At 45.8% G+C, this 16776-nt stretch carries 20 protein-coding genes; 2 read left to right on the top strand and 18 right to left on the bottom strand.

Annotated elements, in window-relative coordinates; genetic code table 11:
• Nucleotides 1-13: 13 nt before the first annotated feature.
• The 3 genes from WJQ40_RS10105 to WJQ40_RS10095 form a co-directional block, all read right to left on the bottom strand.
• Nucleotides 14-829 (bottom strand): HAD-IIA family hydrolase, encoded by an 816-nt coding sequence (locus tag WJQ40_RS10105; protein WP_118797505.1) that lies wholly within the window; start codon nt 827-829, stop codon nt 14-16.
• Nucleotides 830-1025: 196 nt separating this feature from the next.
• A complete protein-coding gene (locus tag WJQ40_RS10100; protein WP_337539823.1) occupies nt 1026-1472 on the bottom strand; it encodes a hypothetical protein in 447 nt (148 codons plus the stop codon).
• A gap of 150 nt (nt 1473-1622) precedes the next feature.
• On the bottom strand, nt 1623-2039 hold the full coding sequence (locus tag WJQ40_RS10095) for a helix-turn-helix transcriptional regulator (protein ID WP_337403570.1): 417 nt from the start codon (nt 2037-2039) through the stop codon (nt 1623-1625).
• A gap of 324 nt (nt 2040-2363) precedes the next feature.
• Here WJQ40_RS10095 and WJQ40_RS10090 point away from each other — a divergent pair, with 324 nt between their 5' ends.
• Complete coding sequence (locus tag WJQ40_RS10090) at nt 2364-2561, top strand: excisionase (RefSeq protein ID WP_337539820.1); 198 nt, start codon at nt 2364-2366, stop codon at nt 2559-2561.
• 126 nt (nt 2562-2687) lie between these two features.
• Here WJQ40_RS10090 and WJQ40_RS10085 read toward each other — a convergent pair whose 3' ends face one another.
• From WJQ40_RS10085 to WJQ40_RS10025, 13 genes are all read right to left on the bottom strand, one after another.
• Nucleotides 2688-4031 (bottom strand): uracil-xanthine permease family protein, encoded by a 1344-nt coding sequence (locus tag WJQ40_RS10085; protein ID WP_337539817.1) that lies wholly within the window; start codon nt 4029-4031, stop codon nt 2688-2690.
• 150 nt (nt 4032-4181) lie between these two features.
• On the bottom strand, nt 4182-5978 hold the full coding sequence (locus WJQ40_RS10080) for an aminopeptidase P family protein (protein WP_337539815.1): 1797 nt from the start codon (nt 5976-5978) through the stop codon (nt 4182-4184).
• Nucleotides 5979-5997: 19 nt separating this feature from the next.
• Nucleotides 5998-6354: a SpoVA/SpoVAEb family sporulation membrane protein gene (locus tag WJQ40_RS10075; RefSeq protein WP_262573874.1), complete on the bottom strand. Its 357-nt coding sequence runs from the start codon at nt 6352-6354 to the stop codon at nt 5998-6000.
• A gap of 85 nt (nt 6355-6439) precedes the next feature.
• Nucleotides 6440-7327 (bottom strand): DMT family transporter, encoded by an 888-nt coding sequence (locus tag WJQ40_RS10070; protein WP_337539813.1) that lies wholly within the window; start codon nt 7325-7327, stop codon nt 6440-6442.
• On the bottom strand, nt 7324-7842 hold the full coding sequence (locus WJQ40_RS10065) for a shikimate kinase (RefSeq protein WP_262573712.1): 519 nt from the start codon (nt 7840-7842) through the stop codon (nt 7324-7326). Before WJQ40_RS10065 ends, WJQ40_RS10070 begins: the two co-directional genes overlap by 4 nt.
• A 3-nt stretch (nt 7843-7845) precedes the next feature.
• Nucleotides 7846-8226: a RidA family protein gene (locus WJQ40_RS10060; RefSeq protein ID WP_337539810.1), complete on the bottom strand. Its 381-nt coding sequence runs from the start codon at nt 8224-8226 to the stop codon at nt 7846-7848.
• 16 nt (nt 8227-8242) lie between these two features.
• Nucleotides 8243-8473 carry a hypothetical protein gene (locus tag WJQ40_RS10055; protein WP_262573717.1) on the bottom strand — a complete coding sequence of 77 codons (231 nt, stop codon included), beginning with the start codon at nt 8471-8473 and terminating at the stop codon, nt 8243-8245.
• 63 nt (nt 8474-8536) lie between these two features.
• Nucleotides 8537-9031 carry a stage V sporulation protein AB gene (locus WJQ40_RS10050; protein ID WP_337539807.1) on the bottom strand — a complete coding sequence of 165 codons (495 nt, stop codon included), beginning with the start codon at nt 9029-9031 and terminating at the stop codon, nt 8537-8539.
• On the bottom strand, nt 9021-9650 hold the full coding sequence (locus WJQ40_RS10045) for a stage V sporulation protein AA (protein ID WP_337539804.1): 630 nt from the start codon (nt 9648-9650) through the stop codon (nt 9021-9023). Before WJQ40_RS10045 ends, WJQ40_RS10050 begins: the two co-directional genes overlap by 11 nt.
• A 49-nt stretch (nt 9651-9699) precedes the next feature.
• A complete protein-coding gene (locus WJQ40_RS10040) occupies nt 9700-10785 on the bottom strand; it encodes an endonuclease/exonuclease/phosphatase family protein (RefSeq protein ID WP_262573723.1) in 1086 nt (361 codons plus the stop codon).
• Between the two features lie 146 nt (nt 10786-10931).
• Nucleotides 10932-11969: a stage V sporulation protein AD gene (locus tag WJQ40_RS10035; RefSeq protein WP_118797494.1), complete on the bottom strand. Its 1038-nt coding sequence runs from the start codon at nt 11967-11969 to the stop codon at nt 10932-10934.
• Nucleotides 11970-12062: 93 nt separating this feature from the next.
• Entirely contained in the window at nt 12063-13232 is a 1170-nt protein-coding gene (locus tag WJQ40_RS10030) for a GDSL-type esterase/lipase family protein (protein ID WP_337539800.1), read from the bottom strand.
• An 11-nt stretch (nt 13233-13243) separates the two neighbouring features.
• Nucleotides 13244-14620 carry an MBOAT family O-acyltransferase gene (locus WJQ40_RS10025; protein WP_262573731.1) on the bottom strand — a complete coding sequence of 459 codons (1377 nt, stop codon included), beginning with the start codon at nt 14618-14620 and terminating at the stop codon, nt 13244-13246.
• Between the two features lie 170 nt (nt 14621-14790).
• Here WJQ40_RS10025 and WJQ40_RS10020 point away from each other — a divergent pair, with 170 nt between their 5' ends.
• Nucleotides 14791-15255 (top strand): SpoVA/SpoVAEb family sporulation membrane protein, encoded by a 465-nt coding sequence (locus WJQ40_RS10020; RefSeq protein WP_118797491.1) that lies wholly within the window; start codon nt 14791-14793, stop codon nt 15253-15255.
• On the opposite strand, the gene WJQ40_RS10015 is transcribed toward WJQ40_RS10020, so the two are convergent.
• Both WJQ40_RS10015 and WJQ40_RS10010 read right to left on the bottom strand, forming a co-directional pair.
• On the bottom strand, nt 15237-15998 hold the full coding sequence (locus tag WJQ40_RS10015) for a DUF6062 family protein (protein WP_337539796.1): 762 nt from the start codon (nt 15996-15998) through the stop codon (nt 15237-15239). The two genes, WJQ40_RS10020 and WJQ40_RS10015, sit on opposite strands and share 19 nt — an antisense overlap.
• Before the next feature lies 1 nt (nt 15999).
• The gene (locus WJQ40_RS10010) at nt 16000-16608 is read right to left on the bottom strand and encodes a TetR/AcrR family transcriptional regulator (protein ID WP_118797489.1); all 609 of its coding nucleotides are present in this window, start codon (nt 16606-16608) and stop codon (nt 16000-16002) included.
• Between the last annotated feature and the right edge of the window lie 168 nt (nt 16609-16776).

Here is a 16776-nt window from a genome sequence, read left to right as displayed (position 1 = left end):
TTTCTGCACCTTTCTATAAAAAAGGGATCATCTCCTTCACCGAGGTAAAGATCAGATCCGGTGTGACCTCAGCTTCTTCTGCATCTGCCAATGTTGCCTCACCGCTCAGCACCAGTATCCCGGTATAACCGTTATTGACACCTGCTGCCACATCCGTATATAAACGATCCCCCACCATAGCTGTTTCTGCCCTGGAGGTTCCTGCGCGCCCGGCCAGATAGTCCATAATATCCCCACTGGGCTTGCCTACCACATGATCAGGGTAGCGGAACGCCGATGCATGGATCAGTTCATGAAAAGAGCCGATATCCGGGATAAAGCCATCCTCCGTAGGACAATTGTAATCTGGATGGGTTGCAATATAAGGAAGCCCTGCCCTGACATGATCACAGACCCTGCACAGCTTTTCATAGGTCAGTGAGGTATCAAAGCCTGTCACGACCACCTCCGGATCATTTTCTGCAAGAAGGATCCCTTCCTCCTGAAATTCCCTTTGCAGAAGATCGTTTCCAAGAAGGTACACCCTTTTTCCCGGATAGTGCTTCTTCAGATAGGAAATTGTCGCCTGTCCGGAGGTCACGATCCTGTCCTTTGTCACAATAAGTCCCATGGCTGCCAGCTTCTCCACATAATTTTCAGGCCCCTTGGAGGAATTATTGGTCAGGAAGATATACTGCTTTCCAGCCTTCTCCACTGCCTTCAAAAAGTCCACGGCACCCTCGATCCATTTCGTGCCAAGATAAACGGTTCCATCCATATCTAGGGCAAAGCAGGTAATATCCTTCAGCCTGCTCCTGATATCCTGGTTTACTTCCGGTAATTGTTTCATAATCTGCCTCTTTCTGTATGTAATCTACTGTTCTCTATTCTAACACAAAAACAGCCTCCCGGAAAAGGCGGTGCTACTAAGGGATTTTTAGAGAATATTTATAAATAACGTTTTCAAGCGGTATGAAGCAAAGAAAATCTAAATCGGAGGTAACACTATGGCAGCTAAGAATTGCAACCGAGGCAGTAACGAAAGGTTACCACCTCGGCTGTTTACCATTCACCCTTGAAATATTTTTCGGTTTGTTTATCAAATTCTGATACATATTCCTGATCCTGACGCACACGGAAGATATCATATTCCTTTGCAGCCTTTTCGATAGCCTGCTCATGGGATATTCTTCCTTTACCCTCAAGAACCTTACGGCAATAATTGCATCAAGATTGTAGAAATCAAGATTACGTTTTACCTCACGACCACCTTCAATTTGAACTTGTTCCTTTTTGGAACAAGTTGCCTCACGAGTTAATTCTTCCTCTTCATAGATATTTCCCAAGTGCTTTGTGATAGCCTGAGACTTGACACCAAACAGCTCAGCCATAGCCTTTGTGGTAAGCCAGAATGTCTCATTTTCAAAATATACACTGACACAGACATTGGTATCATCTATCTGATAGAGGACGATATCATGTTTTTGTTCCATATGATGTAGTTCCTTTCAAAAAACTATTCAAAAGTATTTGATAGGTGTCTATCTATTACTTCATTGTAAAAATCATCTAATCCTATATATAGTTAGCGTAGAACCACCGTTCCCCATCGTGTACAAAATCGCAAAATGCAATAGGGGGGGTTATGACCTGAAAGTGACCATAATATCTATTCCACTTACATCCTCAGATGTTCCCTGATTTCTGCACCTTTCGGCTTCGGTTTTTATTAAATAATCCACAGTCTGCTTACCATAATCATCTATTGAAAGATAGAGCTTAAAAAGATCCATCAGTTCATCCTCTGTTGACCATTTTCCTAATTTTTCAATAGCTTCCGCTGATAGTGTAGCAGAAGAAGCATCATCCGATTGCCCTAATATATAATCCGTCCGAACATCAAATAGTTCCGATAGTGTACAAAGCGTTTCAAAATCAGGCTTCCTCTTACCTACTTCCCACATAGCGATAGTGCCTTTGGAAACTCCTAATTTTTCCGCTAAAGTAACCTGTGTATATCCATTTTTCTTACGTAATTCTTTTAATCGTGTTCCAAACATGTCATTTCTCCTATAATCACATAAAACACAAAGAATATATTAGCACAAAAAGTGAGAAAATGAAACTGCTTTTTACATATTTTTATCATTTTCTATGACATTATGTGAGATTTTATACTGACTTCTATATCTGTCTGTGCTAAAGTTATGGTGTAGTTAATGAAAATCCTTCTACGGAGACCCTGCTCCATCGCCAGGGAGTCATAGCCAATCAAAGTAAATAATAGACAAATATTGAGTCAATCAGAGTCAAACACCGGAAATCCGAGTCAATCAGAGTTCCGGTGTTTTTTTGTCCAATTTTTCCGAAAGGAGCAATTGATTATGGTGATGGATAAAACAACGATGAGCGTTCAGGAGCTTTCCGCACAGATAGGTATCTCACTTCCCAAAGCATATGCACTGGTAAAACAGCCGGGCTTTCCTACCATCAAAATCGGTACCAGAATTCTTATAAGAACAAAAATCAAAATCATCTGGAATTGTATCGGCGAATTTCAAACATCGACATCCCATCAATAAAAACGGCATAGTCCAGTAATCGTAATCACTAAACTATGCCGATTTTCTTAAAGATATAAAATCCCTAATTTGTACCGCCTAAGGAAGACTGCTTCATTCTTACCTGTTTTTGTCTGTATCCGCTTCTTATACCTCGAAGTTTACACCGGTATCAGAGGGCTCGTCGTCATCAAACTTGTAATCCTTACCCGGAAGGACTGCATTCAGGATGATACCTGTCAGTGCACCTACAGCAAGACCGGAAAGGTTTACTGTGACTGCGCCTATACTGAAGGAGATCGCTCCTGCTGCACTGAAGTTGATACCAATGGAAAGCACCAGGATCAGAGCAGCGATGATCACGTTACGGCTCTTCGCGAAATCCACCTGATTCTCAACTACGTTACGGACACCGACTGCAGAGATCATACCATAAAGCACCAGGGAAACACCGCCCAGTGTTGCTGTCGGCATACAGGAAATGATCGCCTCGATCTTCGGTGAGAAGGAGAAGAGAATGGCAAGCACAGCAGCGATCCTGATCACTGCGGGATCGTAAACCTTTGTCAGGGAAAGTACACCTGTATTTTCACCATAGGTTGTATTGGCTGGTGCTCCGAACAGGGAAGCCAGCATGGTTGCAAGACCATCTCCAAGAAGTGTTCTGTGAAGTCCGGGATCCTTGATATAATTTTTGCCTACGGTTGATGAGATCGCAGACATATCACCGATATGCTCTACCATGGTAGCCAGTGCAATCGGCATGATGGTAATAGCTGCTGTGATCAGCAGGGAAGTATCTCCACCCTTTAAAACAGAGAATACTGTGCTTTCATAGTGAATCGGGAAACCGATCCATGCTGCTTCCTTTACCGGTGCGAAATCTACATTTCCGGTTACGGCTGCGGCTGCATAGGATACGATAACACCCATGATAATGGGAATGATCCTGATCATGCCCTTCCCCCAGATATTGCAGGCAATGACCACAACAATGGCAAGTACTGCAATCCACCAGTTAGCTGCACAGTTATTGATCGCTGACTGGGAGAGGTTCAGACCGATGGCAATGATAATAGGTCCGGTTACAATAGGTGGGAAGAATTTCATAACCTTGGAGGTTCCAAAGGCCTTGATCAGTGCTGCCAGGATCAGATACAGGACAGCGGAACAGGCAACACCAAAGCAGGCGTAAGGGAGAAGCTCCTTCTCTCCGTTAGGGGCAATCGCTGCATAGCCTGCGATAAAGGCAAAGGAGGATCCCAGGAATGCAGGTACCTTTCCTTTAGCTAAAAAATGGAACAACAGTGTACCGAGTCCTGCGAATAACAGTGTGGTGGAAACATCCAGACCTGTCAGTGCGGGAACGATAACTGTTGCTCCAAACATTGCGAACATATGCTGTACACCAAGAATCAGCATTTTGGAAACGCCAAGCTGCTTTGCATCGAAGATACCTGAATCTCCGACAGTTACATTTGCTTTACTCATCTCAATCTCCTCCGTATGTATTTACTGATTTCCCGGAGTATGAATCCCGTTCCCCGAAAAATCCTTTAGATACAACCTTATCAAAAAAAGAGATATCCGTCAAGCAAAGATCTGATTTCTTTCCTCCGGCGCTTCCATCCTCCGGCCGGGTCAGATTTCCCTTGTTGCCTTCTTCAGGAATTCCAGCTCTTCCCCTTCAAAATAAGGAGACAGCTTCTCATATACTGATTTATGGTATGCATTCAATGTTTTCTTTTCACTTTCTTCCATAGCCGCAGGATCGATACCGTCAAGGTCAATGGGCACATAGGTCAGATCCTCAAAGTGCATGAATTGACCATATCCGTTCTGCTCACCCTTCCGGCAGAGCAGCTCATTTTCCGTACGGATGCCATGGCTTCCTTCTATATAAATACCGGGTTCATCTGTCGTCACCATTCCCTCTTCAAACTCCCAGTCATTATCACTGCCGGGAAGCTCCTTATACCGGAAGCTGTTTGGTCCTTCATGGACATTCAGAAGATAACCTACCCCGTGACCGGTTCCGTGCTTATAATCCAGTCCCTGCTGCCAGAAAACCTCCCTGGCTGCCAGATCCAGATTGGTTCCCCTGCAGCCCTTCAGAAACCGGAGGCTCTTCAGGCGCATGACCGCCCTTGCTACCAGCGTAAAGTGCTGTCGCATTTCCTCTGTGATCTCTCCCAGGATAAAAGTTCTTGTAATGTCTGTCGTTCCTTCATAATAATGACCGCCGCTGTCTACCATGAGCATGCCTTTCGCCTGAATCGTACTGCAGGCATCCTTCTTTGCGCTATAATGAATGATCGCACCATTGTCTCCGTAAGCGCTGATAGTCTCAAAGCTTGGCTCTATAAAGGAAGGATTCTGTGCCCGCAGGCTTTTAAGATGCTCTGCCACACTGATCTCATCCATTGGGATCTTTCCGACGTTCTTCTTCAGCCAGTACATAAAACGGGTCACGGCAATGCCATCCATCAGATGTGCCTTCCTGAGATTTTCCTGCTCCGTTTCATTCTTGACGGCCTTCATCCTCGTGGTAGGATTTGGACTGTCGATCAGTCTCTTCTCCGGAAGCTCCTTTAACAGCCGGTAATTGATCCGGTTCTTGCACACAAGGATCTTCTCCTCTTTATTTTCCATCCCTCTTGCTGCCACAAAATCATAAAAGCTCTCATAAGGCTTTAGGATAATATGGTTCTTCGCAAGATATTCCCTGATCTCCTCTGAAAATGCCTTCTCCCCGGCAAACAGATAGCTTTCTGTTTCTGTGATCGCCGCATAGGAAAGGAGCACAGGGCAGCTTTCCACGTCATCCGCACGGAGGTTAAACAGCCATGCGATATCATCCAGCGTGGTCAGATAATGGATCTCTGCCCCCTTCTCCTTCATTTTTTCACGAAGTCTTGCAAGCTTGCCCTCGCAGGACTCTCCGCTATAGGCTTCAGAAAGCTGATATACAGGGGTAAAGGCGAGCTGCGTTCTTCCTTCCCATGCCATGCCGCAGAAATCTCTGTCATACACGACCCGTCCTTCTGCAGCCTCTGCCAGCTTTTCGTACGCTTCTCCCTCTCCGGCTGTGACCACTCTGCCGTCAAAGCCAAGCTTCTGCCCTTTTTTCAGGATTTCTTTTATATAGTCCTTCACCGCAGGCACACCGGGCTCACCCATTTTCATCAGTGTGATATCACTGCCCGCAAGCTCTCTGGCTGCCTGGATAAAATAGCGTCCATCCGTAAAAAGTGCTGCCTGATCCTCTGCTACCACCAGTGTCCCTGCCGATCCGGTAAAGCCACTGAAGTACTTTCTTGCCATAAAATACTCACTGACATACTCACTATTATGATAGTCTGAGGTGGGGATCACAAGACACTGCACGCCTTCCTGTTTCATCACTTCTCTAAGTTTTCCAAGCCTTTCCTTTATCATGTGTAGCTGCCTCCCTGTCTTATTTTTTCATTTTCGGTTTAAAAATGAGACTTGCCAGATATCCGAAGATCAATGCTGCACTGCAGCCTGCTGCTCCGGCCCGGAAGCCCCCTGTAAATAATCCCATGATCCCGTCCTCACCTATGGCTTCCTTTACTCCGTTCATCAGAACGTGTCCAAACCCAAGAAGCGGAACTGATGCCCCAGCACCGGCAAATTCCACAAAGGGATCATAAATGCCCAAAAAGGAAAGGACTGCTCCAAGACATACCAGCAGCACCATGATCCTTCCCGGCATCAGCTTTGTTTTTTCCATCAGGATCTGCACAAGGGCACAGATCCCTCCACCTATAAGAAATGCTTTGCTATATTCCATACCTGAAATCCTTTCTGTCCGTATCTCCATCCGGTACTTCCCGGACACATACCCGGAACACTTTCTGCTGGAATATAGCATATCCTTATTTTTTCTTTTTATCCGGCAGCTGTACCAGAATCACTGCCGCAAATACAAGTATGCATCCAGACAGCTCCTGCAGGCTCAGTGTCTGGTGCAGGAGCACGAAGCCTGCCAGAACGGAGAATACAGATTCCATGCTCAGGATCAGGGATGCCACTGTGGGATCCAGATCCTTCTGCCCTATGATCTGCAGCGTATATGCCACGCCACAGGATAAAATTCCCGCATAGGCAAGCGGTATGATGCCTGCTATAAAGTCAGACAGTACAGGATGTTCAAATAAAATGGCTCCGATCCATCCGATCACACCCGCTACCAGAAACTGCAGACAGGAAAGCTCCACGCCATCCACCTTTTCTACAAAATGGTCGATCACCAGAATATGTACGGTAAAGATCAGGGCACAGATAAATACAAGCAGATCTCCCCTTGAAAGCTTTAGTGTCTCTGTCATACAGAGCAGATACATGCCGACAGCTGCCAGAGCCGCCCCGATCCATACCTTTCCACTGGCCTTTTTCCCAAGGAAAATACCGGCGATCGGCACCAGGATAATATACAGTGTAGTGATAAATCCTGCCTTTCCTACTGTGGTATACATGATTCCAAACTGCTGGAATAGTGCCGCACTGCCAAGAGCAATACCACAGAGAATACCACCCCTCAGCGTAACCCCAAAGGGTGCGCCTTCCTTTCCTTCCTTTATGGCCTTCTGCCTTCTTATGGCTACAAGCGGTAACAATACCAGGGCGCCAAGGATAAATCTGGCTCCGTTAAAGCTGAAGGGACCCATGTAATCCATCCCGACGCTCTGTGCGACAAAGGCAACACCCCAGATAAATGCTGCCAGAAACAGAAACAGACTGCTTTTCAGTGAACCTTTTTTCATTGCTGCCATGACTCCTTCAAGTATTTTTCACTGATCTCCTCTACAATATCCCGGATATTCCTTCCATCACAGGTGATGGTGATATCCGCCCATTTTTCATAGAGCGGAACTCTTTCCCGGTAAAGGTCTTCCAGTGTATATCCTTCCTTCAGGACCACACCCCTTTTATGCAGATCCCCAAGACGTTCTGTCAGCTCCTTATAGGAAAGCTTCAGATACACCACGCATCCGATCTCTGACAGATGCTCCATGGCCTCTTCTCCGTATACCACGCTGCCTCCTGTAGCGATCACATGACCTGACAGAACAAGCGTGGCATTGATCTTATTTTCAATTTCAAGAAATCCCTCTTCTCCATATGCCTCGATCAGCTGATAGAGAAGCCTTCCTGTCTGTTCCTGGATCACCAGGTCAGAATCAGTAAAGGAATACCCGAGCTTCTTGGCAAGCACCACCCCCACGGTACTCTTGCCTGCTCCCGGCATCCCGATCAGAATCACATTTTTCTCCGTCATCACTTAATCTTCCAGGGCGGCGATCACTTCTACTTCGCAGAGCACGTTCTTCGGAAGCTGCTTTACGGCTACACAGCTTCTTGCCGGCTTCCCGGTAAAGTATTTCTCATATACACAGTTGAAGGCTGCAAAATCTGCCATATCCGCAAGGAAGCAGGTGGTCTTTACCACATGCTCATAATCCGTGCCTGCTGCCTTCAGTATCTCTCCTGCATTTTCGATGGCCTGCTTTGCCTGTGCAGTGATATCCCCTGTCTCCAGCTCTCCTGTAGATGGAATGATCGGAATCTGACCGGATGCATATAACATACCGTTTGCAATAATTCCCTGGGAATAGGGTCCGATAGCTGCAGGTGCCTTATCTGTTGAAATCTTCTGTAACATGTTTTTCTCTCCTTCTCTACTCATCAAATTCTGCGGTGACGTAGTAGCCTCTTTCATTCTGAATGACAGCGCTGACACGTCCTTCTCTTGTCCTTAGTCTCTCACGGAAAGGAATATTGGGTGACATTGCAAGGGAAGGATCTATCGTATAATAGTAATTACTTGGCAGAACACCCTCTGTCACCGTGATCTGATCGCCTTCCTTCAAAAGTCCCGGACGCTCCATCTTGAATTCCATAGAACGCATCTCCACACCTCCTTTACATGTGCACATCCATTTTAATCAACTTTTCTGCTTTTTTCAATACTATTACATCCCGGACAGAAAGATCTGTCTGGAAAAATAAAACAGACTTCCGAAAAGCTTCCCAAAAGCAGCTGCCGCTATGGCGATCCCAAGACCATGCCGGAAACCCATTCTCCTTGCAAAAATGGGAATGGAATCCAGCATCTCCGCAATGGCAAATGCCAGGCATCCGATAAAGCTCCCCGAAAAAAATCCGTAAAAGCATAGAAACACTGTTCCAGCCACTCTGACTACTGCTGCTGTAGCTTCCCCGAAGGGTTCCCTGGACAGCAGATAGCCTCCTGCCTGAATGCAGTCCGGGAACACACTGGCAATGCACCCGAAAACCGTGCCAAGAATCACTGCCTCCTCCAGCGCAAATACTTTATCTGCCACATGCATCCTTCCAGCAAACCTGGGTATCAGCCCTACAGAAGAAAGCACGGTAAATACCCCTGCCGAGGAAAGCAGGCCAAAGGAAAACCCAAATATCCCCAGAAGGATCTGATCAGGAAGCATCAATGGTCTTGCCCTCCCTGTCTGCCGTTTCGATCAGTGCCTTATTGACATCTGTTTCATATACACGCATTTCCACCTCGATCGGCGTGGGATCCTTCGTCAGCCGTCTGCCCCCAATATGATTGAAGAATATGATGATCCCTACTGCGAGTCCAAGGGAATAGGCAATCTCCAGAATGGTATATCCCTGCGGCGTATATCCCATGACCTGTTCATATACCCTGGAAAAAAGCCTGTTGATGCTGATGTCATTGTGAAATGCCATAATAGTAAAGCCTGTTCCGAAGAAACTGATCAGCATGACAAAAATCAGTCTGACCGTCTGCGCCATGGTTTTGTGCCGGCCCGCATTGACCAGTTCGATCAATGTTGCATTTTCTCCTACGCTCTCCACTGTAACGGCCGGGCATTCCTTTTCGATCAGCTCGATCACACGTAGAATGCTGATCACCTGTCGTTTTCTTTTCTCCTCCTGAAACTGATAAATCTTAAGTGCCTTCACCTTGGAAGTGATGCTACTGTCAGAACAGTAAACGGAGGCAATGTCCTTTACACATACCTGTGCCTGCATTACCTCCGCATTCTGTTCTGCTTTTAAATATAAAACCTTTGATGACATACCATTACCTTCCTTTTTCTGAAGACTAGTATGTCATTTTTCTCTTCTTTTATTCTGATTTCAGAAGCATAAACTGCATTAATACCGGATCATGGTCAGAAAGCTCATAACGCCAGTCCATATTGGTATAATAATTTACGCCAACATTGTCAGAAACTATAAATCCATCCAGGGTATAGGTCTGTGTCTGTCCTTCCTGATAAGGCTCTCCTGCATCCCTGCAGCTGTTATGCTCTATGTCTTCTGCCTTGGCAGAGTCAATGGCAAGCCTAAAGCCTTCCGGCAATGATTCCCTCGGGAAGGGCTGTGCCCATTCATCCGTATTTTCTATAACAGTCTGTTTCATGTTATGGTTAAAATCACCGCCACAGATGATATAATTTCCTTCCTTATAGTCTGCTTTCATATCCTCGTAGAGCATGGCAAGCTGTCCGTCCCTGACGGAAGCATCTGCCCCGTATGCAGAAAGATGTACATTATAAAGACAGAGGCTCTTTCCGTTTTCCAGAGGGATCCTTGAAATGGAATAGCATCTGTCCAGATCCAGGAACCTGCTGAAGGACTGGGAAATAGGAAGGCTTCTTCTCATCGTATCTGTGATCTCGCTGCGCGAATAGGTCACGATTCCTGCCTGATTGGCACCATGAGGCTCCCACGGCGGGAAAAACAAAAATGGAGAATCATAATTCTCAGCAAAGGTGTAATAATAGCCTGTCACAAACTGATTCATCAGCTCCAGCTCATTCACATGATAGGATCTGGTTCCATCAATATCTACCTCCTGCATAAGCACGAAGTCAGGATTAACTGTATTTACGATATCTCCCATTCCACAGATGCCGGCAGTCACGCTCTCCTCGTCCTTCGCCCAGGAGCTCCTGCCCCCGTCCATAAAGAAGCTGTAGTCATTCCGGTAAGCCCCAAAACCAATATTATAGGTCATGATCCAGTAATACTTTCCAACCTCTACCTGACGATCCTCCTCAAAGGCTGCCTGATTCCCTGTTCTGTTGACCTCAAGAGTCAGCTTGTCCGGCAGCCTGTGATAGGACACCATGACATAGACCAGATAAGCTGCCACGATCAGCAGAATCACCAGTATGATAATTCCGATTCTTTTTCCTGCTTTTTTCAATATATAAGTCCTCTTTCCGATACAGCTCGATTCGTATCTGAACTTATTGTATCATGAGTATTTCCCAATGTCCATTTTGACTGGTGCCTACACGTTTTATAATACCCTTTCCTGTTTTCTTCATTCCGTTTTCCCTTTCAGCACCCTTATGAGCATCTCTCCAGCACCAGTGCGTGGGCAATTCCCGGTATGCTTTTGCCTTCATTGAAGCTGGTCTTGCTTAAAAGCGCTCCTGTAGGGACAAAGAGCACCCTTTTCCATTCGCCCTCCTCCAGCTTCTTTAAGATCAGCGCCGATAATACCACTGCACTGCAGCCACAGCCGCTTCCTCCTGCGTGGGCATCCTGCTTCTCATCATAGATCTCAATGCCGCAGTCCATATGCTTTCCGGATAGGTCAAAGCCTTTCTCAGCCAGCATATCCAGAAGCACCCGCTGGCCTACAAGGCCAAGATCACCGGTTATGATCCGGTCATAATCCTCCGGTGTTCTTCCAAAGTCTGCAAAATGCTGACAGATTAGGCTCGATGCTGCCGGTGCCATACATGCTCCCATATTCATGGAATCCTTCATCCCAAGATCCACGATCTTTCCTATCGTAAGCCCTGTGATCACTGCTCTGTCTTTTTTTCCCTTCAGGCTGCTTAAGATAAAGGCACCGCTTCCCGTTACTGTCCAGGTGGCTGACAGGGGTCTCTGATTTCCATATCCAAGCGGGTAACGGAACTCCTTTTCTGCACTGGCAAAATGACTGGATGTCACACTGGCCACATACTGTGCCATTCCGCCAACGATCAGGGCCGCAGCCATGGCCAGGGAAAGTCCACAGGTGGAACAGGCTCCATACAAGCCGATCAGCGGGATCTGGAAGGATGCAAGGCCAAAGCTGCTTGCCATGGACTGTGCCAAAAGATCCCCGGCAAGCAGGAAACGGATATCCTCACCACTGAGCCCTGCCTTCCCTATGGCAAGCTGCAGTGTCTCCTTCTGCAGAGTGCTTTCTGCTTCTTCCCATGTATTACTGCCAAATTTATCATCTACTCCAACCATATCAAACAGATCGCCAAGGGGTCCATCTCCCTCCTTGCTCCCTGCTATACTGGCACTTGCCCTGATATAAACCGGCACAGGAATTTTAATGCTCTGCCTTCCCTGTTCAAAAAATGCACCTTTCCAGCTGTCCATAAAAAACCTCCAGATCAAATTACTTTTCTAGTAGTTTTTCTGATCTGGAGGTTTTTATACACGGAAATACAAATCCTGCAGTTCCGGTACCTTCTATCCGCTGATTCCCTTCGTCATCAGGAAATCCTTCCAAAGGTCATTGTACATACCAAGCAGATGGATCTGATCATGGGTATATTCCGCATTCAGATTTCCTTCCTCATCACAGACCGCCTCATTCATATCAATATAAAAGATATGATAATTATCTGCCAGCGTGGCAATGGCATGATTTCTTCCTGTTATATTGCTGTTATTGAAGACTTTATCCTCTGTATCCTTCTTTTTACTCACCTTCATAATGCCCTGAATGATGATCCTGGCATCCGGATCCCACTCATGCAGCGTGTCCACGACCTCCGTATACTTTGCCATGAAATCCTCTGTGGTTCCTCTTCCAAGCTCATTGATACCGACCATGATATAGATCTTTCCATACTGCTTTTTCTTGAGAACCTCTTCTACTGTTCCCATGTCCTTGAAATTCTCATCCAGTACCTTATAGATCGTCAGCGATGTCTTACAGAGAAAATCCGCATGCTCCGACAGATCTGTATAATCATGGAGCCCGACCGTTCTGGAATCACCGATAAACAGGGCATCATCAAAGTAGCTCTCATCTACCGTAGCAAAAGGATATTCTGCAGCCTTCTGCACTCCTGCATCTCCATAAATATCGGCTGAGATATGGCTTAAATACTCTTCCTCCGTACTGCCTCTTAAAGGCTCCGGTCTGTTCTCACCGTAAGGTGGCTCCTCCTGTGGCATACCACCGGCAGCATCATCTTCCTTTTCCTGTGCAGCGTTATTTCCACTGACAGTACTGTTTCCTGCTGCATTTCCACTGACAGTACTATTTCCTGCTGCGGAATCACTGCCAGAAGCTGTGTCGTTTCCTTCACCTGTATCTTTTGCACTGTCAGAGGTGTCATCGGTGTTTTGACCGCTTTCAGATGCTTGGCCTTCGTTTTGACCATTCTGGTTATCCTCTGTCGGATTGGCAGCACTGCCTTCTGTCTCAACCGCCTGAGCGTCTGTAAATAACTGCCAGGGATAAATGTCCTCATTCATGGCAGTAAACAGAATCGACAGAAGCGGTCCCTTTTCCGGATGATACTGCTGATCCCGGTATATGTTATTTTTCCCGATCGCTGCCAGTATGGTAAATAAAATACCCGACAACAAAAGCAAAAAGAAAAACGGACTTTCCTTCAAATGTTTCATCCCTGCTCACCTTAAAACTGAAAATATAAAAATGGATTTTCTCCACTGCTTGCCATAAAATAAACCGAATACCAGAAGATCAGCAGAAGTCCTGCGATCACGAACGGATTCTTTCTGTGCTTTTCCAGGAAATCAAAAACACCCGGAATACAGAGCAGTCCACCTGCCAGGAAAAGCTTTCCATAGGTTCCTGCATATTTCAGGAAATCTCCAGTATTCACTGCAATGCCTGTGCCGCCAAATACCGGGAAAAGCCTGCCAAAATAAATCAGAAGCTGGTGCAGATCTGTGATCGCAAAAATCACCCACGTCAATGGGATCAGAAACAGAACATACAGATTCCGGAGCACCGGAAGCTTTTTCAGCCTTTCCCCATAAAACAGCTTTTCCAGCATGATAAACAGACCAAGCACAGCGCCCCACAGCAGGTAATTCAGCCCGTTTCCATGCCACAGTCCCGTGATCAGCCATACGATCATAAGATTCAGGATCAACCTATTCTTCCTGCATCTGCTTCCTCCAAGCGGAATATACACATAATCCCTGAAAAACCTCCCAAGTGTCATATGCCATCTCCGGTAAAACTCCCCTATACTGCCTGATGCATAAGGATGATGGAAGTTTTCAATAAAATCAAAGCCCAGACATACCAGAATACCGGATGCCATCAGGGAATAACCCCAGAAGTCAAAATATAACTGCAGGGAATAGCCTGCTGCCCCAAGCCATGCCAGCGGCGTTGAAATACTCTGATAGCCGATCATCTGCAGATCATTCCACAGAATCGCCAGCCGGTCTGCCAGCAGTACCTTCATGCCAAGTCCCGCTGCAAAATACTTCATGCCGTCCTCAAGCTGTGAAAGACAGTAAATTCTGTTCTGCGGCTCAGTTCCTTCATTATAGCGCATGATCGGACCAGAGATCACCTGGGGAAACAGGGAAAAATACACAGCAACTGACAGGAATGATGTCTTTTCGAAAATCTCCCCTCTGTAATAATCTACCTGAAAGGAGATCATCTTAAACAGGTAAAAGCTGAGTCCAAGAGGAAACAGACTGCTGTCCACGAAAACCGCAAGCATCTTGAAAACAAGAAGCACTGTGACATCCAGGCTGATAATGAACGCAAGCTTTTTTTTCCTCTCTGTCCTTTGCCAGCTATGCATTTTATAGCCTTCGGAAAGCTTATGGATCTGCTGTCCCATAAAGTAATTACAAAGAGTCAGCAAAAGAAGCAGAAGAACATATTTCAGATCCCCTGATGCATAGAAAAGATAACTGCCAAGAAGCAGAACTACATCCTTATATTTTATGGGGATCAGATGATATATCAGTAAAAAAACAGGAAAAAAATAGAATATAAATTCCATCCCCGCAAAATTGACCATACCAGTTAACCTTCATTTCTCATTTGTTTCTATCATTGTAGCATCTGCCCTGTTAATCTACAAGGCACATTCTTTTCCAGAATCTTAAGTTAAGCTAAATATTCCTTTACATATTTTTTACAAAAATGCACATACTGAAATACAAATGAATATTATGGAGATCAATCGCTATGGAAGAAAAGAAGTCAGAAGAACAGCTCTCACTGGAAAAGGATTATGCCAGTTATGTAAAAAAGGTTACCCCCTGTCACAATTTAATTTTACAGATGCTGAAGGCATTTCTGACCGGCGGGCTTATCTGTACCCTGGGGCAGCTGCTCCTTGATTACGCAAAAAATACCCTGCAAATGGAAAAGGACATGGCCGGGAGCTTCTGCTCCATCAGTCTTGTCCTTGTCAGTGCCCTTTTAACGGGCTTTGGCCTGTATGCCCCTCTTGTAAAATTTGGAGGTGCCGGCGCCCTTGTACCTATCACCGGGTTTGCCAATTCCGTTGCTGCCCCTGCCATTGAATATCAGAAGGAAGGGCAGGTCTTTGGTATCGGCTGCAAGATCTTTACGATTGCCGGTCCCGTCATTCTCTACGGTATTTTCACAAGCTTTATCCTTGGGATCCTTTATTTATTCATCTTATAAACGGGATCCCCGGGGTATCCGCCCTTCAGCTTCTGCATGCCGCGCTGTACAGCATCCCTGGAATTCTTCCAGTCGGCATCCTTATTCCGGTAATCAAATTTCTCTACCAGCCAGTTGACATCCTCCTGAAGCCTTTCCATATTGCGCTCCATCAGAGCAAACATATCGTCATAAAATTCTTTTTTCTCCTTATCAGAAAGCCTGGTTTCCCCGGCTTCGCAGAGATCCCCGAAATGGTGCAGGCAGAACCCCTTGCCTTCCTTTATCTTCTTACGAAATTCCTCATCCCTCTTATACATATAGAAAAAGGTATCCATATATCTGTCATAGGTATCTGCAAACCGGTTACAGATATAGCAGGAGCCTTCTATCTGCTTCACCCAGGCGCTGATGCTGTTTTCCTCCTCCGGCATTTTCCTGAATCTGCTGGCAAAGGAACTCTTTCCCGGTGTAAAGTGCTTAAACTGCTCCTTCATATCCCGGTTGATTTTCATATAATGCGTTTTCAGTATCCAGGCATTTCCAAGAGTGTTGCCATAATCAAACATCTTTTTGAAATGTGCCCGGCAAAAGCCTGCCTTATCCGTTTCTCCCCTTACATCACTTTCCATATAAGAGGATCCACTGCCCAGCACAAAGTCCATCAGATCCTGCTCTACCTCTCTTTCAATATAGCAGAAAGGACATTCATCATTGGCACTGACAGCATCATTGAGTGGTATCGTATACAAAGTTTCTTTCATTCTATGCCTCCCTGACACAAAGCCTTTCTAAAAGCAGCAGATACCCCAGTGCATCCTCCATGTAACGCTCCGGCTGGAAGGAGCCCTCAAAAAAGGCTTCTGCCATCAGCCCGTCCAGTGTAAGCTGCACCATCTTCTTCAGCTGATCCATGCTGATCCCATCCCGCAGGGACGTATTCTCTGTCCTTTCAAGTAGTCTGTCATACTGTTTCCCAAGGTATACCCGCTTCTCCCTGGTAGCTTCAAGTGCCTCACTGTTCTGCTCTCTGCCGCTTTCACTTAAGAACCGGATCAGGTAAGGATAGGTGCGCATGACCTGCAGCTCACAGTTTTTGATCTGTCTGGTCAATTTAAAAAAATCAGTTTCTTCCTTATCCACACCGGTATTCAGCTCCAGCAGAAGATACTTCACACTGTAATCATATACAAACGTATACAATCCGATCTTGCTGATAAAGTAGTGAAAGAGCAGTCCCTTGCTGATGCCTGCCTCCTTCACGATCTCATCTGTACTGGCATGCTCATACCCGTTCCCCGCAAACACCTTCAATGCAGCATTGATCATACGATCCTGTTTCTCTTTTTTGAGATCAAAAAATTTATCGTTCATATAACCCCCGTTCTCCCCATTGACCTTTCTAGTCGAAATTAAATATATCATATTTTCATGCGCTTCGCAATTCCTGTTGTCTATAAAACTTCGGTTTTTTCCTGTTTTTTGCTTATATTCTCTTTTCAATCCTGCAAAATAGTATTAGAATGTTGTTATTCTATAAGT

This window comes from Suilimivivens sp. (assembly GCF_037359455.1).
Lineage (GTDB): Bacteria > Bacillota > Clostridia > Lachnospirales > Lachnospiraceae > Suilimivivens > Suilimivivens aceti.
Note: the sequence above shows the minus strand (reverse complement) of the source record. Positions and strands in the feature narration are given on the sequence as shown.